The organism is Streptomyces sp. WAC 01529 (assembly GCF_003945545.1).
Taxonomy (GTDB): domain Bacteria; phylum Actinomycetota; class Actinomycetes; order Streptomycetales; family Streptomycetaceae; genus Streptomyces; species Streptomyces anatolicus.
Genome location: NZ_CP029617.1, coordinates 2,129,629 through 2,154,923, shown reverse-complemented (window position 1 = coordinate 2,154,923; position 25,295 = coordinate 2,129,629). Strand labels below are relative to the sequence as shown.

General features: G+C 72.5%; 22 protein-coding genes. 10 read left to right on the top strand and 12 right to left on the bottom strand.

The genetic code is table 11. The features are described from left to right. Positions 1-32: 32 nt before the first annotated feature. Together DMA15_RS09775 and DMA15_RS09770 are read right to left on the bottom strand one after the other, a co-directional pair. Entirely contained in the window at positions 33-1,580 is a 1,548-nt protein-coding gene (locus DMA15_RS09775) for a leucyl aminopeptidase (protein ID WP_125512385.1), read from the bottom strand. A 145-nt stretch (positions 1,581-1,725) separates the two neighbouring features. After that, a complete protein-coding gene (locus DMA15_RS09770) occupies positions 1,726-2,508 on the bottom strand; it encodes an adenosylcobinamide-GDP ribazoletransferase (RefSeq protein ID WP_125512384.1) in 783 nt (260 codons plus the stop codon). Positions 2,509-2,598: 90 nt separating this feature from the next. Between DMA15_RS09770 and DMA15_RS09765 the strand changes: the two genes are divergently transcribed. Then, the gene (locus DMA15_RS09765; protein ID WP_125512383.1) at positions 2,599-3,387 is read left to right on the top strand and encodes a hypothetical protein; all 789 of its coding nucleotides are present in this window, start codon (positions 2,599-2,601) and stop codon (positions 3,385-3,387) included. On the opposite strand, the gene DMA15_RS37030 is transcribed toward DMA15_RS09765, so the two are convergent. From DMA15_RS37030 to cobT, 3 genes are all read right to left on the bottom strand, one after another. After that, the gene (locus tag DMA15_RS37030; RefSeq protein ID WP_206302701.1) at positions 3,303-4,025 is read right to left on the bottom strand and encodes a hypothetical protein; all 723 of its coding nucleotides are present in this window, start codon (positions 4,023-4,025) and stop codon (positions 3,303-3,305) included. The two genes, DMA15_RS09765 and DMA15_RS37030, sit on opposite strands and share 85 nt — an antisense overlap. Next, a complete protein-coding gene (locus DMA15_RS09755) occupies positions 4,022-5,788 on the bottom strand; it encodes a phosphatidylglycerol lysyltransferase domain-containing protein (RefSeq protein ID WP_125512382.1) in 1,767 nt (588 codons plus the stop codon). The genes DMA15_RS37030 and DMA15_RS09755 overlap by 4 nt, the downstream gene beginning before the upstream one ends. A gap of 615 nt (positions 5,789-6,403) precedes the next feature. Next, the gene (gene cobT, locus DMA15_RS09740) at positions 6,404-7,543 is read right to left on the bottom strand and encodes a nicotinate-nucleotide--dimethylbenzimidazole phosphoribosyltransferase (RefSeq protein WP_125512381.1); all 1,140 of its coding nucleotides are present in this window, start codon (positions 7,541-7,543) and stop codon (positions 6,404-6,406) included. Between the two features lie 173 nt (positions 7,544-7,716). Here cobT and DMA15_RS09735 point away from each other — a divergent pair, with 173 nt between their 5' ends. After that, positions 7,717-8,781: a class I SAM-dependent methyltransferase gene (locus DMA15_RS09735; RefSeq protein ID WP_125512380.1), complete on the top strand. Its 1,065-nt coding sequence runs from the start codon at positions 7,717-7,719 to the stop codon at positions 8,779-8,781. A 7-nt stretch (positions 8,782-8,788) separates the two neighbouring features. Here DMA15_RS09735 and DMA15_RS09730 read toward each other — a convergent pair whose 3' ends face one another. After that, on the bottom strand, positions 8,789-10,042 hold the full coding sequence (locus tag DMA15_RS09730; protein ID WP_125512379.1) for a bifunctional adenosylcobinamide kinase/adenosylcobinamide-phosphate guanylyltransferase: 1,254 nt from the start codon (positions 10,040-10,042) through the stop codon (positions 8,789-8,791). Positions 10,043-10,144: 102 nt separating this feature from the next. Here DMA15_RS09730 and DMA15_RS09725 point away from each other — a divergent pair, with 102 nt between their 5' ends. After that, positions 10,145-10,366: a hypothetical protein gene (locus tag DMA15_RS09725; protein WP_125512378.1), complete on the top strand. Its 222-nt coding sequence runs from the start codon at positions 10,145-10,147 to the stop codon at positions 10,364-10,366. Between the two features lie 81 nt (positions 10,367-10,447). Here the strand turns inward: DMA15_RS09725 and DMA15_RS09720 are convergent, their stop codons facing one another. Further along, the gene (locus tag DMA15_RS09720) at positions 10,448-11,155 is read right to left on the bottom strand and encodes a class I SAM-dependent methyltransferase (RefSeq protein WP_125512377.1); all 708 of its coding nucleotides are present in this window, start codon (positions 11,153-11,155) and stop codon (positions 10,448-10,450) included. A gap of 74 nt (positions 11,156-11,229) precedes the next feature. Next, positions 11,230-11,826: a DUF3043 domain-containing protein gene (locus DMA15_RS09715; protein ID WP_125512376.1), complete on the bottom strand. Its 597-nt coding sequence runs from the start codon at positions 11,824-11,826 to the stop codon at positions 11,230-11,232. Between the two features lie 243 nt (positions 11,827-12,069). On the opposite strand from DMA15_RS09715, the gene DMA15_RS09710 reads away from it, so the two are divergent. The 5 genes from DMA15_RS09710 to DMA15_RS09690 all read left to right on the top strand — a co-directional run bounded on the left by DMA15_RS09710 (position 12,070) and on the right by DMA15_RS09690 (position 18,540). Further along, a complete protein-coding gene (locus DMA15_RS09710; protein ID WP_125512375.1) occupies positions 12,070-12,864 on the top strand; it encodes a PspA/IM30 family protein in 795 nt (264 codons plus the stop codon). 58 nt (positions 12,865-12,922) lie between these two features. Further along, positions 12,923-13,201, top strand: coding sequence for a hypothetical protein (locus DMA15_RS09705; RefSeq protein ID WP_125512374.1), 279 nt, complete (start codon positions 12,923-12,925; stop codon positions 13,199-13,201). Between the two features lie 56 nt (positions 13,202-13,257). Further along, entirely contained in the window at positions 13,258-14,505 is a 1,248-nt protein-coding gene (locus DMA15_RS09700) for a histidine kinase (protein WP_125512373.1), read from the top strand. Continuing rightward, positions 14,502-15,182 carry a response regulator transcription factor gene (locus DMA15_RS09695; protein WP_125512372.1) on the top strand — a complete coding sequence of 227 codons (681 nt, stop codon included), beginning with the start codon at positions 14,502-14,504 and terminating at the stop codon, positions 15,180-15,182. Before DMA15_RS09700 ends, DMA15_RS09695 begins: the two co-directional genes overlap by 4 nt. A gap of 211 nt (positions 15,183-15,393) precedes the next feature. Beyond that, positions 15,394-18,540, top strand: a complete 3,147-nt coding sequence (locus tag DMA15_RS09690; RefSeq protein ID WP_125512371.1) for an efflux RND transporter permease subunit — start codon at positions 15,394-15,396, stop codon at positions 18,538-18,540. A gap of 76 nt (positions 18,541-18,616) precedes the next feature. On the opposite strand, the gene nadA is transcribed toward DMA15_RS09690, so the two are convergent. After that, entirely contained in the window at positions 18,617-19,813 is a 1,197-nt protein-coding gene (gene nadA, locus DMA15_RS09685) for a quinolinate synthase NadA (protein WP_125517525.1), read from the bottom strand. A gap of 276 nt (positions 19,814-20,089) precedes the next feature. Here nadA and DMA15_RS09675 point away from each other — a divergent pair, with 276 nt between their 5' ends. Further along, the gene (locus DMA15_RS09675) at positions 20,090-20,446 is read left to right on the top strand and encodes an iron-sulfur cluster assembly accessory protein (protein WP_030786960.1); all 357 of its coding nucleotides are present in this window, start codon (positions 20,090-20,092) and stop codon (positions 20,444-20,446) included. A gap of 92 nt (positions 20,447-20,538) precedes the next feature. Here the strand turns inward: DMA15_RS09675 and DMA15_RS09670 are convergent, their stop codons facing one another. Both DMA15_RS09670 and DMA15_RS09665 read right to left on the bottom strand, forming a co-directional pair. Then, a complete protein-coding gene (locus DMA15_RS09670) occupies positions 20,539-22,065 on the bottom strand; it encodes a hypothetical protein (RefSeq protein WP_125512369.1) in 1,527 nt (508 codons plus the stop codon). Between the two features lie 169 nt (positions 22,066-22,234). Further along, the gene (locus DMA15_RS09665) at positions 22,235-22,444 is read right to left on the bottom strand and encodes a hypothetical protein (RefSeq protein ID WP_125517522.1); all 210 of its coding nucleotides are present in this window, start codon (positions 22,442-22,444) and stop codon (positions 22,235-22,237) included. Positions 22,445-22,606: 162 nt separating this feature from the next. Here DMA15_RS09665 and DMA15_RS09660 point away from each other — a divergent pair, with 162 nt between their 5' ends. Next, positions 22,607-23,581: a carbohydrate kinase family protein gene (locus DMA15_RS09660; protein ID WP_125512368.1), complete on the top strand. Its 975-nt coding sequence runs from the start codon at positions 22,607-22,609 to the stop codon at positions 23,579-23,581. On the opposite strand, the gene DMA15_RS09655 is transcribed toward DMA15_RS09660, so the two are convergent. Next, positions 23,582-24,961 (bottom strand): cysteine desulfurase/sulfurtransferase TusA family protein, encoded by a 1,380-nt coding sequence (locus DMA15_RS09655; RefSeq protein WP_125512367.1) that lies wholly within the window; start codon positions 24,959-24,961, stop codon positions 23,582-23,584. It abuts the gene before it with no gap. Positions 24,962-25,295: the final 334 nt, after the last annotated feature.

Below are 25,295 nucleotides of genomic sequence, written 5' to 3'. Positions count from 1 at the left end.
AACGTCCGGAGCCCCGAAACGGTGTACGCGGATCAGCCCAGGTCGCCCGCGGCGGTGCGCTCCGCCAGGCGGACCAGGGTGCGCACGGCGGTGCCGGTGCCGCCCTTGGGGGTGTAGCCGAACGGCGCGCCCTCGTGGTACGCCGGGCCCGCGATGTCCAGGTGGGCCCAGATGATGCCCTCGCCGACGAACTCCTTCAGGAAGAGTCCGGCCACCAGGCCGCCGCCCATCCGGTCGCCGATGTTGGCGATGTCGGCGGTGGGGGAGTCCATGCCCTTGCGCAGGTCGCCGGGGAGCGGCATGGGCCAGGCCGGCTCGCCGACCTCCTCCGCGATCTCGTGGACCGACGTACGGAACGCGTCGTCGTTGGCCATGATGCCGAAGGTGCGGTTGCCGAGCGCCACCATCATGGCGCCGGTCAGGGTCGCCACGTCGACGATCGCGTCGGGCTTGTCCTCGGAGGCCTTGGCGATCGCGTCGGCCAGGACCAGACGGCCCTCGGCGTCGGTGTTCAGGACCTCGACGGTCTTGCCGCTGTACATGCGCAGGACGTCGCCGGGGCGGGTGGCGGAGCCGGAGGGCATGTTCTCGGCGAGCGCCAGCCAGCCGGTGACGTTCACTTCGAGGCCCAGGCGCGCGGCGGCGACGACGGCGGCGAAGACGGCCGCGGCACCGGCCATGTCGCACTTCATGGTCTCGTTGTGGCCGGCCGGCTTCAGCGAGATGCCGCCCGAGTCGTAGGTGATGCCCTTGCCGACGAAGGCGAGGTGCTTCTTGGCCTTGGAGTGCGTGTACGAGAGCTTCACCAGGCGCGGCGGGGCATCGGAGCCCGCGCCGACGCCGAGGATGCCGCCGAAGCCGCCCTTGACGAGCGCCTTCTCGTCGAGCACCTGGATCTTGATGCCGTGCTCCTTGGCGGCCGCGGTGGCGACCGCCGCGAAGGCCTCGGGGTCGAGGTCGTTCGGCGGGGTGTTGACGAGGTCGCGGGCGCGGTTCAGCTCCTCGGCGACGGCGGTGGCGCGCTCCAGAGCGGCCTTGTACGCCTTGTCGCGCGGCTTGCCGCCGAGCAGGGCGATCTCGGCGAGCGGCGCCTTGGCGTCCTTGCCGTTCTTCTTCGCGCCCTTGGCGTCGCCCTGGTCCTTGTAGGCGACGAAGGAGTACGCGCCGAGCAGCGCGCCCTCGGCGAGGGCGCAGATGTCGTCCGCGTCCTCCACGGGCAGCGCGAACGCGGCCTTCTTCGTGCCGGACAGGGCGCGCGCGGCGACACCCGCGGCGCGGCGCAGCGCGTCCGTGCCGTACGTCTCGTCCTTCTCCGGGACCTCGCCGAGGCCGACCGCGACGACGACCGGCGCCTTGAAGCCGGACGGAGCGGGCAGCTTCGTCACCTCGCCCTCGCCGCCCGAGGCGCCGAGGGTCTCCAGGACGGACGCGAGCTTGCCGTCGTACGCCTTGTCCACGGACTCGGCGCCGGAGGCGACGACCAGAGCCCCCTTGGAGCCGGAGCCCTTCGCGACACCGACGACGATCGCGTCGGCACGCAGGCCGGGCGCGGCGGCGGTGCTGAGAGTCAGAGCAGTCACAGTGGTGAGGTCCTCTTTCAGTGAGTTTCGGCGGGCTGTGCGGGGGTGAGCCCGTCGCGAGCCTACGCCCGTGAGCGCTGCGGTGCGCCTCACTGTGCGTGTTCGGCGGGGCGTCGTGGACGCCGGGGTTTCGGCGGAGCCGGGGTCAGCCGAGCGCGAGCACGACCAGGGCGGCCGTCGCGGCCGTCTCCGCGAGAGCGCCGAAGACGTCTCCGGTGACCCCGCCGAACCGCCGTACGCAGTGCCGGAGCAGCGCCTCGGCGGCGCCCGCCGCGAGAACCACGGCCACCGCCGCCCGCACCGCGCCGTCCGCCCCGAGCAGCGCGCCCGCCGCTGCCGCCCCGCCCACGACGAGCGCCGTGACGAGCAGCGCCCGCCCGCGCGGGACGACCCCGGCGACGGCGGCCCCGAGGCCCTCGGGGCGGGCGGGGGGCACGCCGGTGCGGGCGGCGAGGGTGAGGGCGAGGCGGGCGGCGGTGGCCGAGACGACGGCGGCAACGGCGCCCTCCGTCCACGAGCGCTGGTAGAGCTGGCCGACCACGGCGACCTGGGCGAGCAGGACGAAGAGCAGGGTGAGGACGCCGAAGGGGCCGATGTCGGACTGCTTCATGACGCGCAGCGCGTCCTCGGCGGGCCTGGCGCTGCCCAGTCCGTCGGCGGTGTCCGCGAGGCCGTCGAGGTGCAGGCCGCGGGTGAGCGCGGCGGGGGTCGCCACGGTCGCGGTGGCGGCGAGGAGGGGACCGGCGCCCAGCAGGGTCAGTACGCCGCCGACGCCCGCGGCGCTCAGGCCGACCACCAGGCCGGCGAGGGGCGCGCACTGCATCCCGGCGCGCGCGGCGTCGCGGTCCCAGCGGGTGACCCTGACGGGGAGCGCGGTGAGGGTGCCGAAGGCGAAACGTATGCCGTCGGTCGAGGAGGTTCTTGGCACCGGCGAAGGCTACCTGGGGTGATGCACCCGCCCGGCGGACGGCCGCCCACAGCGGGTGCGGCAGCTCCCTCCTCCACCGAGGATGGCCGCATGAGCGACTGGTGGTACCGGAACATCGTCGAGCCGGGGAAGCTGCCACTGCTGCTCGCGCTGCTCTCCTTCGTCGGGTCGTTCCTGGTCACCCGGACGATCACGCGGCTCATCCGGGCGGGCAAGGGCCCCTTCCGGAACATCAGCTCGGGAGAGGTGCATGTCCACCACGTCGTACCGGGGATCTTCCTGATGCTCGTCGGCGGCTTCTGGGCGGTGGCCGCGGGCCGGCACGGCGCCGGGCCGCTGTACGCCGCGGTCATCTTCGGGATCGGCGCCGGGCTCGTGCTCGACGAGTTCGCGCTGATCCTCCACCTCGACGACGTCTACTGGAGCGAGCAGGGCCGCAAGAGCGTGGAGGTCGTCATGCTCACGGCCGCGCTGGTGGTGCTCGTGCTCACCGGCTTCACGCCGTTCGGGGTCAACGAACTGACGCCCGACGAACGCCAGAACCGTGCCCTGTTCGCCCTGAACGTCGGCATCAACTGCGCCTTCGCGCTGATCGCCCTCCTCAAGGGCAAGCTGCGCACGGCCCTGATCGGCATGGTGGTCCCGCTGGTCGCGCTGGTCGGCGCGGTCAGGCTGGCCCGGCCGGGATCGGCGTGGGCGCGCAAGTTCTACCGCAACCGGCACCGGGCACGCGCGCGTGCCGGGCTGCGCGCCTTCCACCACGACCGGCGCTGGGCGCGCCCACGCCGCAAGCTTCAGGACTGGATCGGCGGCTTCTCGCCCGATCCGAAGCCGCTCCCGGAACCGGACGACCCGGAGCGCGTGCCGCCGCCCCGGTGACGTACGGCGGAGAACACGCAGAGCACGAACACGGCCGCGAGGGCCGCCAGGTGCTCCTTGCCCGCGAGGTTGTTCTTGACGAGCACCTCGACGGCCATCAGGACGGTCACCAGGGCCGCCGTGAAGTACGCCCGGTAGCGCCAGCACACATAGACCGCGAGGCCCACCACGGCGGCCGACGGGCCCGTGTCGATGACCCGCGCGTCGGAGGCGGGTAGCCCGAGGAGGTGGCCGGGGCCCAAGGCGACGCCCACGCGCGCGTAGAGCGTGCCGGCGAGCGTGGCCGCGTATCCGACGGCGAGCGTGCGCCACCAGCCGAGGCAGATCTCGGCGATCCCGAAGACGAGCAGGATCTGCGCGAGCGCGCCCCACACCGGCAGGTCGAGGGCGGGCACGAAGAGGGAGAGCGGGGTGCGCAGCAGCGCGAGCCAGAGGGGGTCCTCGGCGCGCACGGAGCCGATGTTCTGGACGAACTGATAGCCCCAGGGCTGGTTCTGGACGTACTGGAAGAGCGCGGTGAGCCCGACCGCCGCCAGTGTCATGGGCGCGGCCCGCAGGCGCCGGGTGCGCAGCCCGTCCCGCACGGCGAAGGACAGCGGTCCCCACTCGGCGCGGGCGCGGCGGGCCAGGGTGCTCATCGTCTCGACTCCAGGTGCTTGCGGTGCAGCCACTTCGGCAGGCCCGGCGCCTCCAGGAAGCCCTCCGCGCGGGCCGCGGCGACGGCGATGCGCGGCAGGTCGCCGCTCTTCTCGAAGAGCAGGAAGCGGGGTTCCCAGATCGGCCGGTACTTGGCGTTGGCCCGGTACAGGGACTCGATCTGCCACCACCGGGAGAAGAAGCCGAGCAGCGAACGCCACAGGCGCAGGACCGGGCCCGCGCCGAGCCGTGAGCCACGTTCGAAGACCGACCTGAACACGGCGAAGTTGAGCGAGACCTGAGTGATCTTGATCTCGGGGGCGCGTTGCAGGAGTTCGATGACCATGAACTCCATCAGGCCGTTCTCGGAGTCGCGGTCGCGCCGCATCAGGTCCAGGGAGAGCCCGCGCGGCCCCCACGGCACGAAGGAGAGCAGCGCCCGCAGCCGGCCCTCGCCGTCGGTGCACTCCAGCATCACGCACCGCCCGTCCGCCGGGTCGCCGAGCCGCCCGAGCGCCATCGAGAACCCCCGCTCGGTGGCGCCGTCGCGCCAGTCGTCGGCGCGGCGCAGCAGCTCCGCCATCTCCTCGGCCGGGATCTCCTCGTGACGGCGGACGCGGACCGTGTACCCGGCGCGCTTGACGCGGTTGTACGCCTGGCGGACGGTGCGCATGGCCCGCCCCTCCAAGGTGAACTCGTCGATCTCCACGATGGCTTCGTCGCCCAGCTCCAGGGCGTCCAGGCCGTGCCGGGCGTAGATCGTGCCCGCCTCCTCGCTCGCGCCCATCACGGCGGGGAGCCAGCCGTGCTCGCGGGCCTCGGCGAGCCACGGCTCGATCGCCCCGGGCCAGGCCTCCGGGTCGCCGATCGGGTCGCCGGACGCCAGCGAGACGCCGCTGACGACGCGGTAGGCGACCGCCGCCTTGCCGGTCGGGGACCAGACGACGCTCTTCTCGCGGCGCAGCGAGAAGTAGCCGAGCGAGTCGCGCTCGCCGTGCCGGTCGAGGAGCGCACGCAGCCGCTCCTCGTCCTCCTCGGTGAGCGGGTCGACGGCCCTGCGCGAGCGGAACGCGGCGTACAGGACGGCGCAGAGCAGCAGGGCGCTCAGGACGTTGATGGTGACGTTGACCCAGCCGGGCGTGGTGATCCCCGCGAAGCGCCGGTCGTCGGCGGCGAGCGAGACCAGGCGCATGGTGCCGTAGCGCCAGCGGTCCAGGAAGGTCGAACGGTGGTCGTCGTGGGCGCGGTTGGTGGCGGTGACGAGCAGCGCCGCGATCAGCGAGGTCACCAGGAGCCCGCCGACCGCGACGGCCGAGGCCAGCTTCGGGTTGGAGCGGTCGCCCTTGGCGTAGAACTCGCGGCGCCCGACGCCCAGCGCCGCGACGAAGGCGGCGGTCAGCGCGAGGGAGATCCAGTTCTGCGCGTGCGCGCGGATCTCCGGGAAGACCATCGTGAAGGCGAAGAGCAGCAGGAAGAGCCCGCTGAGCACGAGGTTGAGGATCCACGCGGCGCGTTTGCGGCGCCGCATGGTGATCGCCAGGAACATCGTGAACGCCCCGGAGGCGAAGCCCGCGGTCAGCATGTACGGGGTGAAGTAGTTCGCCGTGTTGTGCTGCCGCAGATCCTGCCCGAGGGAGACCCAGACCGCGCTGAGGAAGTTGATGAACGTGACGGCGCGGAGGTACCAGACGGTGAAACCCGCGGCGCGGCGTTGTGTGACGGTGCGTGGTTTCTGTCGCCCGGCGACGACCTGCTCATCTCCCATGAAAAGGGATCATATGGGCAAGCCCGGCATGACCGATCCGCGCCGCCGGGCGCCTACGCGGCGGGTGCCTGTGCGGCGGGCGCCTGCCTGTCGGTGCCAACCTGCCGGGCGTCTGCCTGCCGGGCGGCTCCGTGCCGGTCCGTCTGCCTGCCGGGGGCCTACCCGGCCAGCGTCTACCCGGCGGCCGTCAACCCGCCGGGGGGCTGCCTGCCGCCCGTCTACCCGGCGGCCGTCAACGGGGTGGGCGGCGTCTACCTGCTGGCCGTCAACCTGCCGGGCGGCTCCGTGCCGGGCGGCTCCCTGCTGGCCGCCAACCTGTCGGGCGTCTGCCTGCCGGCCGGATCCCTGTCGGGCGTCTGCCCGGCGGCCGTCAACCCGCCGGGGGCTGCCTGCCGCCCGTCAACCCGGCGGCCGTCAACGGGGTGGGCGGCGTCTACCTGCTGGCCGTCTACCTGCCGGGCGTCTGCCTGCCGGGCGGCTCCCTGCCGGACACCTGCCTGCCGGGCCGTCTACCTGCCGGGCGCCCTACCCGGCCAGCGTCTACCCGGCGGCCATCAACCCGCCAGCCGCCAACCCGCCGGGCGCCAACCCGCCAGCCGCCAACCCGCCGGGCACCTACCCGGCGGCCGCCGCTCCGGTCGCCGCCCCGGCCTCCGCCCCGGACTCCGCCCCGGACTCCGCCCCGGACTCCGCCCCAGACCCCGCGTCAGCGGCCCGCTCCGGCAGCTCCGCCGAGAGTGCCGCCGCGGCCCGCACCAGCGGTAGCGCGAGCAGCGCCCCCGCCCCCTCGCCGACCTTGACCCCATGGGTCAGGAGCGGCTCCAGGGCCATCCGGTCCAGCGCCTTGGCCTGCGCCGGTTCCCCGCTGTCGTGCCCCGCGAGCCACCAGTCCGGCGCCCGGAAGGCCGCTCGCTGGGCGACCAGCGCCGCCGCCGAGGCCACGACGCCATCCAGGATCACCGGCGTACGCCGCACCGCGCACTGCAACAGGAACCCCGTCATCGCGGCCAGATCGGCGCCGCCGACCGTCGCCAGCAGCTCCAGCTGGTCGCCGAGTACCGGCCGGGCCCGCCGCAGCGCGTCCCGCACCGCCGCGCACTTGCGCATCCACGCCAGGTCGTCGATGGCCTCGCCGCCCCGCCCGGTCACCACGGACGCGTCGGTGCCGCAGAGCGCGGCGATCAGCGTCGCGGCGGGCGTCGTGCCGCCGACGCTCACATCGCCGAGCACGACCAGATCGGTGCCGGAGTCCGCCTCCTCGTCGGCGACGGCCATGCCCGCCCGCACCGCGCGCTCGGCCTCCTCGGCGCTCAGCGCGTCCTCGATGTCGATACGTCCCGACCCGCGCCGCACCCGGTGTCCCGCGACCTCCGCGGGCAGCTCGGCGGGGTCGCAGTCCAGCGCCATGTCGATGACCCGCACCGGCACGTCGAGGCGGCGCGCGAGGACGGCCACCGGGCTCTCACCGGCCAGCACGGCACGCACAAGCTCGGCGGCGCCGCCCGCGGGCCGCGCCGAGACCCCGAGCCGGGCGACCCCGTGGTCGCCCGCGAAGAGCACCACGCGCGGCCGCTCCACCGGCCGGACCGGCACCGAGGACTGGGCCGCCGACAGCCACTCGCCCAGTTCGTCGAGGCGGCCGAGGGCGCCGGGCGGCACGGTCAGCCGCTCCCTGCGCTCCTCGGCGTCGCGGCGCACCCCGCCGTCGGGCCGCTCGATCAGGTCGGTGAAGTCGTCGAGATTCAGCGAGCTCATTCGCCGAACAGTACCGGCAGCGGCGGCGCCGGTGTTCGAACGGCTCCGGCCGCGCGCACGTCAAGCGGGCGTCCGGCGGACCGGCCCGAAGAGCGGTTACGACATGTGTGGCAATGGGCACATAACGTCATTGCCGGACCCAACGCGTCAAAACCGACTTCAGGAGTACGAGCTTGGACGTCGCCCAGCGGGTCGCCGAACGACGCCCCGCCTATCTCGCCGCCCTCGCCGGGGGAACCGAGCGGTTCCACGAGCCCCGCCGCGCCGACTGCCCCTGGTGCGGCTCCCCGCGCCTGCGGATCCGGCTGCGCACCGCCGACCTGATCCAGCACAAGCCGGGGACCTTCACCCTCGACCGGTGCGGCAACTGCGCCCACTCCTTCCAGAACCCCCGCCTCACCCCCGAAGGCCTGGACTTCTACCGGCGGGACATCCGCGAGACCCTCAGCGGCAAGGCCGCCGACACGCTCCTCGGCGCCCCCGCCACCGACGGCCGCCACCTCGCCCGCGCCCGCGCCCTGCGCGAGTTCGACGAGCCCGAGTGCTGGCTGGACGTCGGCACCGGGCGGGCGCGCTTCCCGGCCCTGGCCAAGCAGGTCCTCCCGTACACGTCCTTCGACGGCCTCGACCCGGGCCGGGGCGTCGTCGACGCCGTACGCCGCGGCCGCGTCGAGGAGGGCCACCGCGGCACCCTCGCCGGCCTCGCGGACGCCCTCGCCGGCCGCTACGACGCCCTGAGCCTCTTCCACCAGCTGGAGCGCAGTCTTGACCCGCGCGCGGAACTCAGGGCGGCCAGGACCGCGCTGCGCCCCGGCGGCCACCTGATGATCGAGGCCACCGACCCCGACTGCCGGTACGCCCGGGTGCTCGGCAAGTGGTGGCCCTCGTACGCCCAGCCCCAGCATCTGCACCTCGTGCCGCTCGCCAACCTCCGCGAGGAGCTGGAGCGGCTCGGCTTCACGGTCGTCGGCGTCGAGCGCCGCGCGGCGCACGTGCCGGCCGACCTGAGCGGGGCGCTCGCCCTCCTCCTCAACCGCTGCCTGCCCAAGGGCGACGTCCCCTGGCGCGCCCGCCCCGCGCCCCCGCTGCGGCTGCGGCTGCGCCGGGCCGCGTGGTGGGCCTGCGTGCCCGCGCTGGCCCTCGCCCACGCCCTCGACAGGCTCCTGGCCCCGCTGCTCACCCGCGCCGGCTTCGCCAACACCTACCGGGTCGTCGCCCGCAGGGGCGAGGACGACTGACGCCGAGTCAGCCGCGCAGCGCGAGCGCCTGGCCCGCCACGACCAGCAGGACGTGCTCGCACTCGGCGGCGAACGCCGCGTTCAGACGGCCCAGTTCGTCGCGGTAGCGGCGGCCCGACGCGGTCGCGGGCACGATGCCGGAGCCGACCTCGTTCGACACGGCGACAACCGTGCGCCGGGTCGCGCGCACCGCCTCCGCGAGCCCCGCGACCCGCCCCCGCAGCGCCCGCTCGCCGCCGCCCGCCCACTCGGCGTCGTCCCAGGCGTTCACCTCGTCCATGACGTGGGTCAGCCACAGCGACAGGCAGTCGATGAGCAGCGGCGGCCCGTCCTGCGCGAGCAGCGGCACCAGATCGCAGGTCTCCGCCGTCCGCCACGAGCCGGGACGCCGCTCGCGGTGCAGGTGCACCCGGTCCGCCCACTCCGTGTCGCCGCTCCTGGTCCCGCCCGTCGCCACGTACAGCACCTCGGGAAAGGCCTCCAGGCGCCGCTCGGCCTCCACCGACTTGCCCGAGCGGGCACCGCCGAGGACGAGGGTGCGGCGCGGCACGTCCGGTACCTCCTCGTAGGCGCCGACGACGAGCGTCGTGCCGTCCGGCACGGCCCGCGCGCCCGCCGCCGCGAGCCGGCGCGTCAGCTCCGCGCCCTGCGGCACCTCGTGGCCGATGTGGACGGCGATCACATCCGTGGTGGGTCCGACGGCCCCGGCCGCGCGCAGCCGGGCAAGCCCGTCGGGGCGGCCGAGGACGTCGGCGACGACCATCTCGTACGCGGCACGCCTGCCGTTCGCCACGCCGAAGCCGTTGCCATCCGCGGACCCGGGGGACCCCGCGGGCCCCGAGAGACCGGCTGCCGCCCCGCCGGGCGGCAGGTACAGCAGCCGCTCCCCGTCCGGTCCCGTCACCTCGTACCCGGACCCGGGCGCGTCCAGCGCCACCGCGCGCACCCGGTGACCGGTCAGGAGCGTCAACTCCCGTCCGTCGGCTCCCCGTACGGGCTGAGGGAGTCCGGCGGGGACCTCCACGGCGGGCCCGTCGTGCGGATGGGAGAGCAGGACCTGGCGCACACCGCCGAGCGAGTGCCCCGCGCGCGCGGCCGCGAAGGCCGCGCCCGGGGTGAGGTCGAGCAGCAGGACGCCGTCCACGAGGAGCGCGGTGGCGGCGCGCGCCGCGTCGCCGAGGGCGGTCGCGCAGGCCGCGCAGGGGCAGCCGGGGAGGGGCAGCCCTTCGGGGGCGCCGGTGCCGAGCAGAGTCAGTTCCACACGAAGATCCTCCCGCGTCGGGTCCCGGGCCGCGCGCCCGGCTAGGCTTCAAGCGGATTCAGGCGGTCTCATGAGACCGCCACGGACCTTCGGGAGGCTGACATGGCGGCATGGACGTGGCGGTTCGAGAAGGCGGACGGGACGGAGGTCCAGCCCGCGGTGGAGCCCGAGGAGTTCACCACGCAGGGCGACGCCGAGTCCTGGGTCGGTGAGTACTGGAAGTCGCTGGCCGACGGCGGCGCCGACCAGGTGTCCCTCTTCGAGGACGAGAACAAGATCTACGGCCCGATGAGCCTGCACGCGCAGGACGCGCAGGAAGCGTAGGCGCAGCGGCCCACGGCACGACAGGAGGCGGCGACCGGAACCCCGGTCGCCGCCTCCTGTCATGCACGGTCCCGCGCAGTCCTAGTCCCGCACCCCGCACAGATGCAGCAGCGCGGCCACCCGCCGATAGGGGTCGGTGCGTCCGGCCCGCTCCTCGGCGGCCAGCAGCGCCTCCAGCTCCCATTCCGGGGGGAGCGGCGCCCCGTCGGGGACGGTGTCCGTGAAGACCCGTACGCCGTACCAGACCTGGAGCGGCGCGGCGATGCCCGCCAGCGTCGCCGACAGGGCGTCGAGCCGGTCGGCCCGCACGTCGAGACCGAGGTGGTTGCGGTACGTGACGGAGTCGAAGGCGGCCATCGCGCCGCTCCAGTCGCCGCTGAGCCCCGGCCGCATGGCCAGCGCGTCCGCGTTGCGCACGACGAGCGAGAGCAGCCCGCCGTGGGCCAGCATCCGGGCCAGCCCCGCAAGGAGGGCGTCGGGCTCGTCGGCGTACATCAGGACGCCGTGGCAGAGCACGACGTCGAAGCTGCCCGGCAGGAAGTGCACACCGGTCTGGTGGCCGTCGCCCTCGACGATGCGCACCCGGCCCTGGATGCCCTCGGGCTCCTCGGCGAGCGCCTCACGTGCGGCGGCGATCATCGCGGGGTCCTGCTCGACCCCCGTCACCTTGTGCCCGGCGCGGGCCAGCCGCAGCGCCTGCGTGCCCTGGCCCATGCCCACGTCGAGCACCCGCAGCCGCTGCCCCACGGGGAAGCGCGCGGCTATCTGCTCGTCGAGCTGCCGGGCCACCAGCTCCTGGCGTACGGCATTGCGCAGACCGCCCAGCTTCGCCAGCCAGGCGGTGGCCCCGCCGGTGAATCCGGTCAGGGCCGCTCTCCGCGCTTGACCTGCGGCTTCGGCAGCCTCAGCCGGCGCATCTGGAGCGTACGCATCAGGGCGTAGGCGACGGCGCCCTTCTTGTTCTCGCTCGGGAAGCGCTCGGCGAGGCGCTTCTTCAGGCGGAACGCGGTGGCGACGGAGTCCACGACGATCAGCACGATCACGAAGAGCCAGAGCAGCAGCGCGATGTTCTGCAGCTGGGGCACGCGGACCATGCTCAGGACGAGGATGATCACCGCGAGCGGCAGGAAGAACTCCGCGATACAGAAGCGCGAGTCGACGAAGTCGCGCGCGAACTTGCGCACGGGCCCCTTGTCACGGGCGGGCAGGAACCGCTCGTCACCGCTGGCCAGCGCCTCGCGCTGCTTCGCCATCTGCGCACGGCGCTCGTCACGCTGCCGCTTCGCCGCCTCCTTGCGCGACGTCGGCGTATTGGTCACGCTGCGGCGCTGCGACTGTGCCATGGCGCGCTTGGGGGTGGGGCGGCCCTTGGGGGCCTGCGGGTCACGGGGCTGCTTGGAGTCGGTCACCGGCGCCTGCGCGGCCGGGGCCTTCTCTTCCTTGGATCGGCTACGGAACACAAAACCCAAGGGTACGTGGTGCGGCGGGCATGGACCCCCGTCCCACGGGGAACGATCCGGCAACACCGGGCGTCTTCACAGGGGTGCACCTACTCCTTACGCCGGAGCGGGGCCGTACGCAGTCGTCCTTGGGGATGAGCGCATCCGCCCGCGAACAGTGCGGTAATGGATGCAGGGCCCGTACTGTGGGTTCTGAGCAGTACCTGGAGCTGGAAGTCCGTCAGAAGGGGGCGCGCGAAGCCCATGAGCGGTGTCATGAAGCGTATGGGGATGATCTTCCGCGCGAAGGCGAACAAGGCCCTTGACCGGGCCGAGGACCCGCGCGAAACCCTCGATTACTCGTACCAGAAGCAGCTGGAGCTGCTGCAGAAGGTCCGCCGCGGCGTCGCCGACGTGGCGACCTCCCGCAAGCGCCTCGAACTGCAGCTGGCCCAGCTCAACAAGCAGTCCTCCACCCTGGAGGACCAGGGCCGCAAGGCCCTCGCCCTCGGCCGCGAGGACCTGGCCCGCGAAGCGCTCTCCCGCCGCGCCGCGCTCCAGCAGCAGGTCACCGACCTGGAGACGCAGCACCAGACGCTCCAGGGCGAGGAGGAGAAGCTCACCCTCGCGGCACAGCGCCTCCAGGCCAAGGTCGACGCCTTCCGTACGAAGAAGGAGACGATCAAGGCCACCTACACCGCCGCGCAGGCGCAGACCCGTATCGGTGAGGCCTTCTCCGGCATCTCCGAGGAGATGGGCGACGTCGGCATGGCGATCCAGCGCGCCGAGGACAAGACCGCGCAGCTCCAGGCGCGGGCCGGCGCGATCGACGAACTGCTCGCCTCCGGTGCCCTCGACGACTCATCCGGTCTCGCCAAGGACGACATCCAGACCGAGCTGGATCGCCTCTCCGGTGGTACTGATGTAGAGCTGGAACTGCAGCGCATGAAGGCGGAGCTGGCGGGCGGCTCCAGCGGTGGGCAGCAGGCGATCGAGGGCGGCCAGGGCCGGCCCCAGTCGCAGCAGCCGCAGGACACCCCGCGCTTCGACAAGCAGTAGCTTCGACGAGCGGTAGTTCCATGCGGCACGGGTACCGCTCACGTCCGAGGAGGACGACATGATCGTACGGATCATGGGGGAGGGCCAGGTGAAGCTGGCCGACAGCCACTTCGCCGAGCTGAACAAGCTGGACGACGAGCTGCTCCAGGAGATGGAGGGCGGCGATTCCGTCGCCTTCCGTTCCACGCTCCACGCGCTCCTGGACAAGGTCCGGGAGCTGGGCGAACCCCTCCCGGACGACGCCCTCGAACCGTCCGAGCTGATTCTCCCCTCCCCGGACGCGACCCTCGACGAGGTCCGCGAGATGCTGAGCGACGACGGCTTGATCCCGGGCTGACCGAAGCGCCCCGCGAGCGGCGCGGGGCTGTGCAGAATCAACAGAAGAGCGGGAAGTTGACCACGCTAGGCAAAGGCCGCTGCTGGGCCCGGACACACCCGCTGGCGGTGGACGCGGCGCTGGCCACCGTCGTCCTCGTCTGCATGGTCATCGGCTCCTTCGCCGAGCCCTACGGAGAGCACGGCCCCACCTGGGGCACCCGCACCCCCGACGCCCCGAGCCTGCTCCTGATGGCCCTCGGCGCCCTCGCCCTGTTCTTCCGCCGCCGCGCCCCCTGGTCCGTACTCGCCGTGACCTGCGCCGCCTCCATCACGGAACTGCTCACCGGCGACCCCCGCGCGCCCGTCGTGATGTGCGCGGTCATCGCGCTCTTCACCGTGGCCGCCACCACCGACCGCTCCACGACCTGGCGGATCGGCCTGGTCACCATGGCGGGCCTCACCGGCGTCGCGATGCTCTCCGGACCGCTGCCCTGGTACGCCCAGGAGAACCTCGGCATCTTCGCCTGGACCGGCATGGCCGCCGCCGCGGGCGACGCGGTGCGCAGCCGCCGCGCCTTCGTGGACGCCATAAGGGAGCGCGCCGAACGGGCCGAGCGGACCCGCGAGGAAGAGGCAAGGCGCCGCGTCGCCGAGGAGCGGCTGCGCATCGCCCGCGATCTGCACGACGTGGTCGCCCACCACATCGCCCTGGTCAACGTGCAGGCGGGCGTCGCCGCGCACGTCATGGACAAGCGGCCCGACCAGGCGAAGGAAGCCCTCTCGCACGTACGCGACGCCAGCCGCTCCGCGCTCAACGAACTGCGCGCCACCGTCGGCCTGTTGCGGCAGACCGGCGACCCCGAGGCGCCCACCGAGCCCGCCCCGGGCCTGCACCGGCTCGACGAACTCGTCGACACGTTCCGCAACGCGGGCCTGCCGGTGGAGGTGGCACTCGGCCAGGTCGGCCTCGATCTGCCCGCGGCCGTCGACCTCGCCGCGTTCCGGATCATCCAGGAAGCGCTCACCAACGTGCGCAAGCACGCGGGACGGGACGCCAAGGCCGAGGTCAGCGTCGTGCGCGTCGGCCCGAACGTGGAGGTCACCGTCATCGACGACGGCCCGGGCCAGGGCCAGGGCAAGGGCGGCGACGGCGAAGGGCAGGGCGACACCGACGGCGGCGGCCACGGCCTGCTCGGGATGCGCGAGCGCGTCACGGCGCTCGGCGGCAGCTGCACGGCGGGTCCCCGCTACGGCGGCGGCTTCCGCGTCCATGCGATCCTGCCCGTCGCCCCCGTCACCACGGCAAAGGGAGAGACGGCGTGACGATCCGCGTACTGCTCGCCGACGACCAGGCGTTGCTGCGCAGCGCGTTCAAGGTGCTCGTCGACTCCGAGCCCGACATGGAGGTGGTCGGCGAGGCGTCCGACGGCGCGGAGGCGGTGCGGCTCGCCGCCTCCGAGCGGGCCGACGTGGTCCTGATGGACATCCGCATGCCCGGCACGGACGGCCTCGCCGCCACCCGCATGATCAGCGCCGACCCGGCCCTGACGCACGTACGCGTGGTGATGCTGACGACCTTCGAGGTCGACGAGTACGTGGTGCAGTCGCTGCGCGCGGGGGCCTCCGGGTTCCTCGGCAAGGGCGCGGAGCCCGATGAACTGCTCGGTGCCATCCGGATCGCGGCGGCGGGCGAGGCGCTGCTCTCGCCGGTGGCGACCAAGGGGCTGATCGCCAAGTTCCTCGCGCAGGGCGAGGGTTCGGACGGGGAGGCGTCGGTGCGCGGTGAGCGGCTGGGCGCGCTCACCGGCCGGGAGCGCGAAGTGCTCGTCCAGGTCGCGGGCGGCTACTCGAACGACGAGATCGCCGAGCACCTGGAGGTCAGCCCGCTCACCGTGAAGACCCATGTGAACCGCGCGATGGCCAAGCTCGGCGCCCGCGACAGGGCACAACTGGTCGTCATCGCCTACGAGTCGGGGCTGGTACGTCCAAGGGTGGAGTGATGCCAGGGGCGGCGTACTGCACCCGCAGTAGGGGCGGCATAAGGAAATGGTCCTGGGGGCGAGGGCTCGCGCCTCCCGGATGGCCCAGGGTGAGAGGGGCGTACCACCGCTGGCCGGAGGGCCCCAACTCTCCGGCCCGGCCGGTCCGGTCGGCCCACTCCGGGCCCGGACCGCCCGCCCCCGCCGCTCACGCCACAGAGAGAGACCCCCCATGTCCTGGCTGTCCAGGTTCAGCCTCGCCCAGCGGGCCCTGATCGGACTGATGTCGATCATCGTGATCGCCTTCGGGGCGATCGCGATTCCGCAGCTCAAGCAGCAGTTGCTGCCCTCCATAGAACTCCCCATGGTGTCCGTGATCGCCCCTTACCAGGGCGCGTCCCCCGATGTGGTCGAGAAGCAGGTCGTCGAGCCGCTCGAGCGCAATATCGACACGGTCGACGGCATCACCGGCATCACCTCCACGGCGAGCGAGGGCAACGCCGTGATCATGGCCCAGTTCGACTACGGCGACGGTTCCGAGCAGCTCGTCTCCGACGTCCAGCAGGCCGTGAACCGCGCTCGCGCCGAACTCCCCGACGACGTCGACCCGCAGGTCGTCGCGGGCTCCACCGACGACATGCCGACCGTCGTGCTCTCCGTCACCTCCGACAAGGACCAGCAGGCCCTCGCCGACCAGCTCGACCGCACCGTCGTGCCCTCCCTGAAGGACATCGACGGCGTCGGCCGGGTCACCGTCGACGGCGTACGCGACCTCCAGGTCGACGTCACCCCCGACGACAAGAAGCTGGCCCAGGCGGGCCTGACCCCGGCCGCGCTCGGCAAGGCCCTCCAGGCGGGCGGCGCCACGCTCCCCGCCGGCTCCTTCGACGAGGACGGCAAGAACCGCACCGTCCAGGTCGGCGGCGGCTTCACCTCGCTGAAGCAGATCGAGGAGCTGCGGGTCACGCCCGAGGCCACCCCCGGCGAGCGGTCCGGCAAGCCGGTGCGCCTCGGCGACATCGCCACGGTCGAGCAGAAGCCGGCCACCACCGCCTCCCTCACCCGCACCAACGGCGAGCCCAGCCTCGCCGTCTCCGTCACCATGGACCACGACGGCAGCGCCGTCGCCATCTCGAAGGCGGTCAAGGACAAGCTGCCCGACCTGCGCGAGGACCTCGGCTCCGGCGCCGAGCTGACCGTCACGAGCGACCAGGGCCCGGCCGTCTCCAAGTCCATCGAGGGCCTCACCACCGAGGGCGCGCTCGGCCTGCTCTTCGCGGTCCTCGTCATCCTGGTCTTCCTCGCCTCGATCCGCTCGACGCTGGTCACGGCGGTCTCCATCCCGCTGTCCGTGATCCTCGCCCTCATCGTGCTGTGGACCCGCGACCTCTCCCTCAACATGCTCACGCTGGGCGCCCTGACCATCGCCATCGGCCGCGTCGTCGACGACTCGATCGTGGTCCTGGAGAACATCAAGCGCCACCTCGGCTACGGCGAGGAGCGCGAGCAGGCGATCCTCAGGGCCGTGCGCGAGGTCGCCGGAGCGGTGACGTCCTCGACGCTCACCACGGTCGCCGTCTTCCTGCCGATCGGTCTGGTCGGCGGCATGGTCGGTGAGCTGTTCGGCTCGTTCTCGCTGACGGTCACGGCGGCGCTCCTCGCCTCCCTGCTCGTCTCGCTCACCGTCGTACCCGTCCTCTCGTACTGGTTCCTGCGCGCCCCCAAGGCGATCCGGGGCGTCGACCCGGAGGAGGCCCGCCGCAAGGCCGAGGAGAAGGAGAGCCGCAGCAGACTCCAGCGGATCTACGTCCCGGTCCTGCGCTTCGCGACCCGCCGCCGCCTCACCAGCCTCGCCATCGCGCTCGCCGTCCTGGTCGGCACGTTCGCCATGGCGCCGCTCCTGAAGACCAACTTCTTCGACGAGGGCGAGCAGGAAGTCCTCACCGTCAAGCAGGAGTTGAAGCCCGGCACCAGCCTCGCCGCGACCGACGCCTCGGCGAAGAAGATCGAGAAGATGCTCTCCGGCCTCGACGAGATCAAGGACTACCAGGTCACGGTCGGCTCCTCCGGCTTCATGGCCGCCTTCGGCGGCGGCACGGACACCAACCAGGCCTCGTACACCCTCACCCTCAAGGACAAGGCGGCGTACGAGGAGACGCAGGACCTGGTCGAGAAGGAGCTGGCCAAGCTCTCCGGCATCGGCAGGACCACCGTCGCCGCCGGTGACGGCTTCGGCGACCAGGACCTGAGCGTCGTGGTGAAGGCCGCCGACGGCGACGTGCTGCGCAAGGCGTCCGAGCAGGTGCGCGAAGAGGTCGCGAAGCTCGACGACGTCACCGACGTGCAGAGCGACCTGTCGCAGAGCGTCCCGAGGATCTCGGTGAAGGCGAACGCCAAGGCGGCCGAGGCCGGCTTCGACGAGACCACCCTCGGCCAGGCCGTCGCCCAGGCGGTGCGCGGCACCACCAGCGGCAAGGCCGTTCTGGACGACACCGAGCGCGACGTGGTGATCAAGTCGGCGAAGCCGGCGAAGACGCTGGACGAGCTGAAGAGGCTGCCGCTCGGCCCCGGCGTGAAGCTCGGCGAGATCGCCGACGTCAAGCTGGCCGAGGGGCCGGTCTCGATGACCCGCATCGACGGCGCGCGGGCCGCGACGATCACCGCGAAGCCGACCGGCGACAACACGGGCGCGATCAGCACCGAGCTGACCAAGAAGCTGGACGCGCTCAAGCTCCCGGCCGGGGCCACGGCCTCGATCGGCGGCGTCTCCGAGGACCAGGACGAGGCCTTCGCCTCCCTCGGCCTCGCGATGCTGGCGGCGATCGCGATCGTCTTCATGCTGCTGGTCGCGACCTTCCGCTCCCTGGTCCAGCCGCTGATCCTGCTGGTCTCCATCCCGTTCGCGGCGACGGGCGCGATCGGCCTGCTGGTCGCCACGGACACCCCGATGGGCGTCCCCGCGATGATCGGCATGCTGATGCTCATCGGCATCGTCGTCACCAACGCGATCGTGCTGATCGACCTCATCAACCAGTACCGCGCGCAGGGTTACGGGATCGTCGACGCGGTCATCGAGGGCGGCCGCCACCGGCTGCGCCCGATCCTCATGACGGCCCTGGCGACGATCTTCGCGCTGCTCCCGATGGCCCTCGGCATCACGGGCCAGGGCGGCTTCATCGCGCAGCCGCTCGCGGTGGTGGTGATCGGCGGTCTGGTCACCTCGACGCTGCTCACCCTCCTGCTCGTCCCGACGCTGTACGCGATGGTGGAGCTGCGCAAGGAGCGCAGGCGGGCCAAGCGCGAGGCGAGGCGGGCGAAGAAGGCGGGGCTCCCGCCGCAGAGCACCGACTCGACCGACCCGGAGCCGGCGAAGGTCTGACCCGCGGCTGACTGGCCCGGAGAACGCCGTAAGGGGCGCCCGCCAATGGCGGGCGCCCCTTACGCATGCAGACCGGTTACGGAAGCGCCAGCATCCGCTCCAGCGCCATCTTGGCGAACTGCTCGGTCTCGCGGTCGACCTGGATCTGGTTGACGAGGTTGCCCTCGGCCAGCGACTCCAGCGTCCAGACCAGGTGCGGCAGGTCGATGCGGTTCATGGTCGAGCAGAAGCAGACCGTCTTGTCGAGGAAGACGATCTCCTTGCCCTCGGCGGCGAAACGGTTCGCCAGACGGCGTACGAGGTTCAGCTCCGTGCCGATGGCCCACTTCGAGCCGGCGGGCGCCGCCTCCAGGGTCTTGATGATGTGCTCCGTGGAGCCCACGTAGTCGGCGGCGGCCACGACCTCGTGCTTGCACTCCGGGTGCACCAGGACGTTCACGCCCGGTATCCGCGCGCGCACGTCCTCGACCGACTCCAGCGAGAAGCGGCCGTGCACCGAGCAGTGCCCGCGCCACAGGATCATCTTCGCGTCGCGCAGCTGCTCGACGGTGAGGCCGCCGTTCGGCTTGTGCGGGTTGTAGACCACGCAGTCGTCGAGCGAGAAGCCCATGTCGCGCACGGCGGTGTTGCGGCCGAGGTGCTGGTCGGGCAGGAAGAGCACCTTGGTCGACGCGGGGTCCCCCTGCGCGTAGGCCCACTCGAGGGCGCGCTTGGCGTTCGACGACGTACAGATCGTGCCGCCGTGCTTGCCGGTGAAGGCCTTGATGTCGGCCGAGGAGTTCATGTACGAGACGGGGACGACCTGCTCGGCGATGCCGGCCTCGGTCAGCACGTCCCAGCACTCGGCGACCTGCTCGGCGGTGGCCATGTCGGCCATCGAGCAGCCGGCGGCCAGGTCGGGCAGGACGACCTTCTGGTCGTCGCCGGTCAGGATGTCGGCGGACTCGGCCATGAAGTGCACACCGCAGAAGACGATGTACTCGGCGTCGGGCCGCGCGGCGGCGTCGCGTGCCAGCTTGAAGGAGTCACCGGTCACGTCCGCGAACTGGATGACCTCGTCGCGCTGGTAGTGGTGGCCGAGCACGAAGACCTTGTCCCCGAGCTTCTCCTTGGCGGCCCGGGCACGCTCCACCAGGTCCGGGTCGGAGGGGGACGGCAGGTCGCCGGGGCACTCCACGCCGCGCTCGCTCTTGGGGTCGGCCTCGCGGCCGAGCAGCAGCAGCGCGAGCGGCGTGGGCTGAACCTCAAGGTCCACGAGGTCCACGAGGTCCACGGGGGACTGGGCGGTGGTCACGACACGCACCCTTTCTCTTCAGCAGACGAGCCTTTTCGTCTAATTGACGTTATCTATCATAACCGCTTCACGTCAGTTTGACGATGGCCATATTGTCGATGTGACGAATTCGCGGGTCCCATGCCCGGCGCCCCACGGAGAACCATGTGCGAGCATGAAGGGGTAAGACGTAAGCGCTCGGCCCGGAATGAATCCGCGGCCCCGCCGGTTGCAACCGTCGGCAAGCAGTCTCCGTACAACCCGGGAGAGAAGCAGATGTCCGTATCGGACGAGACCACCACCGTGAGCGACGGCATCCTCCTGTCGGACGCCGCCGCGGCCAAGGTGAAGGGCCTGCTGGAGCAGGAAGGCCGGGACGACCTGGCGCTGCGCGTGGCCGTCCAGCCCGGCGGCTGCTCGGGCCTGCGCTACCAGCTGTTCTTCGACGAGCGCACGCTCGACGGCGACGTCGTCAAGGACTTCGACGGCGTCAAGGTCGTCACCGACCGGATGAGCGCTCCCTACCTGGGCGGCGCCTCCATCGACTTCGTCGACACCATCGAGAAGCAGGGCTTCACGATCGACAACCCGAACGCCACCGGCTCCTGCGCCTGCGGCGACTCCTTCAGCTGAGTCTGCGGGCATACGTACGACGGCGGCGGCTCCCTGGAAGTCCAGGGAGCCGCCGCCGTCGTATGCGCCGGTCGTTACTTCCGCTTCACCCGCTACTTCCGCTTCACCGTCTCGCCGGAGGCGTCCACGACCTCGCGCTCACCCAGCGGCTTGCCCAGGGTGACCGTCTCCGAGAGCCTCTTGGCGACCATGACGCAGACCTTGTCCTCCTGCTTGGTCTCCTTCACGGTCACCCTCACGCGGTCGCCGTCCTCGCGCGCGGACGCGGAGTACTCGCTGCACACGCCGCCCCAGAAGTGCACCGTCAGCTTCTTACCGTCGGCGCTGTAGGACTCGATGGGCACCGAGCCCTTGGCGCGGGGCTTCTCCGGCTCCCCGGGGGGCGTGGGAGTGCCCGGAGTGCTCGGCGACGTCAGGTACTTGGGGGCGACCGCCGGGTGCGTCACCGTGAAGGTGTCCGTCGCGCCCTGCGGCTTCACCTCGAACAGCCATGACGGTACGAGGGTCTGCTTGCCGCCCACGAAGTGCGTCGCGAGCCCGAACGTGGCGCCGCTGACGGCGATCGAACGCGGCTTCGGGGGCGTGGAGGACGGCTCGCAGGGCGCCTGCTCCGCGCCGCCTTCCGCCTTGGTGGAGCCGCCCTCCGTCTTCGTGCTGTCGTCGGCGTGCGGCACCGGAGTCGCGCAGCCGCCGATGCCGACGCGCCCGTCACCGCGGGTCGAGTTCAGCTGGTCCAGTGCCTCCCGGGCGCCGATCACCGGATACTCGGCACCCTTCACCGGCGCCTTCAACTGGCCGCTGCCGCCCACCACTTGGCCGTCCGGGCCGACCTGGACGCCGGTCGACCAGCCGTAGGTCGGCAGGCCGTCCACCTTCGGGTCGGCGTTCACCACGCGCACGGCGCCCATGAGCTGGCGGGCGTCCAGCTTCGCGTCGTCCTGGCCGAGCGCCTTGAGGAGCGGCGCCGCCGCCTTCTTGGCCGCCTTCTCGCCGACGGCGTCGTCCGCGTCGCCGTTCGGGAGGGGGGAGGTGGCCGAACAGGGCTTGGCCTTCGGGCAGTTGTCCGTGCCGCCCGTGCCGTGCCCGGAGTATGTCCAGGTGCCGGGCGCCTGCTTGGTCACCTGGAGCGAGGGGCCCGAGCCGTCCTTGTCCTGCTCCACCCGCCAGGCGCCGTCGCGTGACGTCGGCGTCCCGGAGAGGCCGAGCGCCTTCGCCAGCGCGGTGACCTCGGCGCGGGTGACCTCGCCGCGCGCGTGGTGGACGGAGGCCGACTCCGGGCCCTTGGGCAGCTTGCCGGTCGCCTTGTACCTGGCGCCGCTCGGGTCGGGCTCGCCCGGCGCGATGCCGGCGGTCCCGCCCGTGCCGTCCGTGCCCTTGTGGGCGCCCTCGCCCTGCCGGTCAGCGCCCGTATAGCCGTCGAGCGCGAGCGGCGGCGGATCGCCGCCGTCCCCCGCCGGGGCCCCGTCGCCGCCCTGGCCGCCACCGCCGGACGCGGTCGCGGCGAAGTACGCGCCACCGCCGCCGACCAGCAGCACGGTGGCCGCGACCGAGGCGACGGCGAGGCGCGCACGCCGCCGCTGCCGCTCGGCCACCTCATGATCGGATCGCTCGGTGCTCACCGCATCGCTCCTTCGCTGCACTACCGTCCCTGGACACCCACAGGTATCCCTGGAAACCCGAGAATGGGCTTCGTCGTATCCCAGTTCCCCTCAACGGGGGACGGCGATGGGACGCAGCGGGGGAGCGCACGGTTCCCTCGGCGCGCGCCCGGCCCCGGGGCCGGGCTCCTCAGTCCCCGTACTCGGACATCCCGTCGATGAGGCGGGCGGAGGAGGACGGCACGGTGACGCCGTGGATCAGGGACGGCGGCACGGGGGTGGCGGCGGCCTTGGCGGGCGCCGTCCAGTGCGGAGCCATGCGGGCGCAGTCGCCGCGCAGGGTCGCCATGGTCTCCGGGGACTCCGGCCCCTCGGCGGAGAGCCCGGCGGGACGCTTCATGACGACATCCTTCGAGATAAGGGTCATAACGGCACCGTAGGCATGTGACCGTCGAGGAACAAAGCCCTACTATCGGGTAGTTTTGCCTCTTCAGGTGCGGGTGTTCGACCCGGTAACGTGAACTGTCAACCCCTCGCCTCTCCTCCACAGGAGCACCCAGCCGTGCGTATCGCAGTCACCGGCTCCATCGCCACCGACCACCTGATGACCTTCCCCGGCCGCTTCGCCGACCAGCTGGTCGCCGATCAGCTGCACACGGTCTCCCTCTCCTTCCTGGTCGACGCCCTCGACGTCCGCAGGGGAGGCGTGGCCGCCAACATCACCTTCGGCATGGGCCAGCTCGGCACCCACCCGATCCTGGTCGGCGCCGCCGGCTCCGACTTCGACGAGTACCGCGCCTGGCTCGACCGGCACGGCGTGGACACCGCCTCGGTGCGGATCTCCGAGACACTGCACACCGCGCGCTTCGTCTGCACCACGGACGCCGACCACAACCAGATCGGCTCCTTCTACACCGGCGCGATGAGCGAGGCCCGCCTCATCGAACTGAAGACCGTCGCCGACCGCGTGGGCGGGCTCGACCTCGTCCTGATCGGCGCCGACGACCCCGAGGCGATGCTCCGGCACACCGAGGAGTGCCGTACCCGCGGGATCCCCTTCGCCGCTGACTTCTCGCAGCAGATCGCCCGCATGGACGGCGCCGAGATCCGCACCCTCCTGGACGGCGCCACGTACCTCTTCTCCAACGAGTACGAGAAGGGCCTCATCGAGTCCAAGACCGGCTGGACCGACGCCGAGATCCTCTCCCGCGTCGGCCACCGCGTCACCACCCTCGGCGCCCACGGCGTGCGCATCGAGTCCGTCGGCCAGGACCCGATCGAGGTCGGCGTCCCGGAGGAGGAGGCGAAGGTCGAGCCGACCGGCGTCGGCGACGCGTTCCGCGCGGGCTTCCTCTCCGGCCTCGCCTGGGGCGTCTCCCACGAGCGCGCCGCGCAGGTGGGCTGCATGCTCGCCACCCTGGTCATCGAGACCGTCGGCACCCAGGAGTACGAGCTGCGGCGCAGCAACTTCATGGACCGCTTCACCAAGGCGTACGGCCACGAGGCCGCCGCCGAGGTCAGCGCCCACCTCGTCTGATCACGAGCGCCGGCGGACCACGTACGCGCTGCCCCGGTCCGCCGGCCGCTCACCCACGTACTCCTGCCCGCGCATCTCGCACCACGCCGGGATGTCGAGCCGCGCCGCCTCGTCGTCGGCGAGCACGGTCACCGTCCCGCCCACCGGGACGTCCCCGATGACCTTGGCCAGCTCGATGACGGGGATCGGGCACCGCTTGCCGACCGCGTCGACCACGAGCGACCCCCCTTCCTCGCGCGCCCGCGCCCCGCCCGGCGCGCCCAGCTTCTCCCGCACCTCGCGGACGGCGCCGGGCAGCACGTCGAGGAACCGCTCCACCTCGGCGGCCTCCGTGCCGACCGGCAGCGAGACCCGGACGTTGCCCTCGCTCAGCACGCCCATCGCCCTGAGCACATGGCTCGGAGTCAGCGTCGAACTGGTGCACGACGAGCCCGACGACACGGAGAAGCCCGCCCGGTCCAGCTCGTGCAGCAGGGTCTCTCCGTCGACATAGAGACAGGAGAAGGTGACGAGGTGCGGAAGCCGCCGCACCGGGTCGCCCACCACCTCCACGTCCGGCACGCTCCCCGGCACCCGCGCCCTGATCCGCTCGGTCAGCTCCCGCAGCCGCGCGCCCTCCGCCACGGCCTCCGCCCGCACCGCGCGCAGCGAGGCCGCCGCCGCGACGATCGCCGGGATGTTCTCGAAACCGGCGGCGCGCCCCGACTCCCGCTCGTCGACGGGGCCTTGGGCGGCGAAGCGCACCCCCTTGCGTACGACGAGAAGCCCGACCCCTGCCGGTCCGCCCCATTTGTGGGCACTGCCGGTCAGCAGCGACCAGTCCCCGTCGACCGGCCCCCAGGGCAGCGACTGCGCCGCGTCCACGAGGAGCGGCACCCCGGCCGCCCGGCAGGCCGCCGCCACCTCGGCCACCGGCTGCTCGGTCCCCACCTCGTGGTTGGCGGACTGCAGACAGGCGAGCGCGGTGTCCTCGCGCAGCGCGGCGGCGTACGCCTCCGGATCGACCGCCCCGCCCCGGTCCACCGGCACCTCGGTCACCGTCCCACCCCCGGCCTCGTGTGCCGCCGCCGAATGGAGCACCGACGAGTGTTCGACCGCCGACACGATCAGGTGACCTCCGGCGCGGCGGCGCCCCGCGAGCGCGCCCGCGATCCCGGAGTGCACGGCGCGGGTGCCGGAGGAGGTGAAGACCAGCTCGTCGCCCCGGCACCCCACGGCCTCCGCGGCCGCCTCCCGCGCCGCGTCGAGCAGCAGCCGGGCCCGCCGCCCCTCCCGATAGAGCCGAGCAGGATCGGCCCACCCCTCATCGAGCGAGGCCACCAGGGCCTGCCGGGCAACGGGATGAAGAGGAGCGGACGAAGCAACATCAAAGTAGGCCACGCCTCAACGCTAGACCCCGCGCCCCGAGGGAGCGCCCCGCAGGGGCCGCTCCCCAGGGGCGCGGGGAACTGCGCGCCCAGCCCCCACCGAGCCCGCACCCACGGACGAACAGATTCCGCCGAGCCGAGAGGCCCCCAACCCCCCGTCAGAAACCCCCCGGCACCGGCCGACCCCACCCTTCGGAGTGACCCGCGGCGCGTTAGGCACCCTCCCCGCGCGACCCCAAAATGCGTCCAGTAGGGTTTGCTCCGCATAAACATCCAAACCCCTGCCCGTCGCAGGGCGGCGACCGACCAGCGTGAAGGCCGCAGCCGACCGCGCGGGCGAGACTCTC

Coding starts and splice junctions, on each gene's coding strand:
- cobT (WP_125512381.1), bottom strand. CDS start 7,543: ATGAGCTCGCTGAATCTCGACGACTTCACCGACCTGATCGAGCGGCCC.
- DMA15_RS09755 (WP_125512382.1), bottom strand. CDS start 5,788: ATGGGAGATGAGCAGGTCGTCGCCGGGCGACAGAAACCACGCACCGTC.
- DMA15_RS37030 (WP_206302701.1), bottom strand. CDS start 4,025: ATGAGCACCCTGGCCCGCCGCGCCCGCGCCGAGTGGGGACCGCTGTCC.
- DMA15_RS09725 (WP_125512378.1), top strand. CDS start 10,145: ATGGCGGCATGGACGTGGCGGTTCGAGAAGGCGGACGGGACGGAGGTC.
- DMA15_RS09690 (WP_125512371.1), top strand. CDS start 15,394: ATGTCCTGGCTGTCCAGGTTCAGCCTCGCCCAGCGGGCCCTGATCGGA.
- DMA15_RS09665 (WP_125517522.1), bottom strand. CDS start 22,444: ATGAAGCGTCCCGCCGGGCTCTCCGCCGAGGGGCCGGAGTCCCCGGAG.
- DMA15_RS09675 (WP_030786960.1), top strand. CDS start 20,090: ATGTCCGTATCGGACGAGACCACCACCGTGAGCGACGGCATCCTCCTG.
- DMA15_RS09710 (WP_125512375.1), top strand. CDS start 12,070: ATGAGCGGTGTCATGAAGCGTATGGGGATGATCTTCCGCGCGAAGGCG.
- DMA15_RS09765 (WP_125512383.1), top strand. CDS start 2,599: ATGAGCGACTGGTGGTACCGGAACATCGTCGAGCCGGGGAAGCTGCCA.
- DMA15_RS09705 (WP_125512374.1), top strand. CDS start 12,923: ATGATCGTACGGATCATGGGGGAGGGCCAGGTGAAGCTGGCCGACAGC.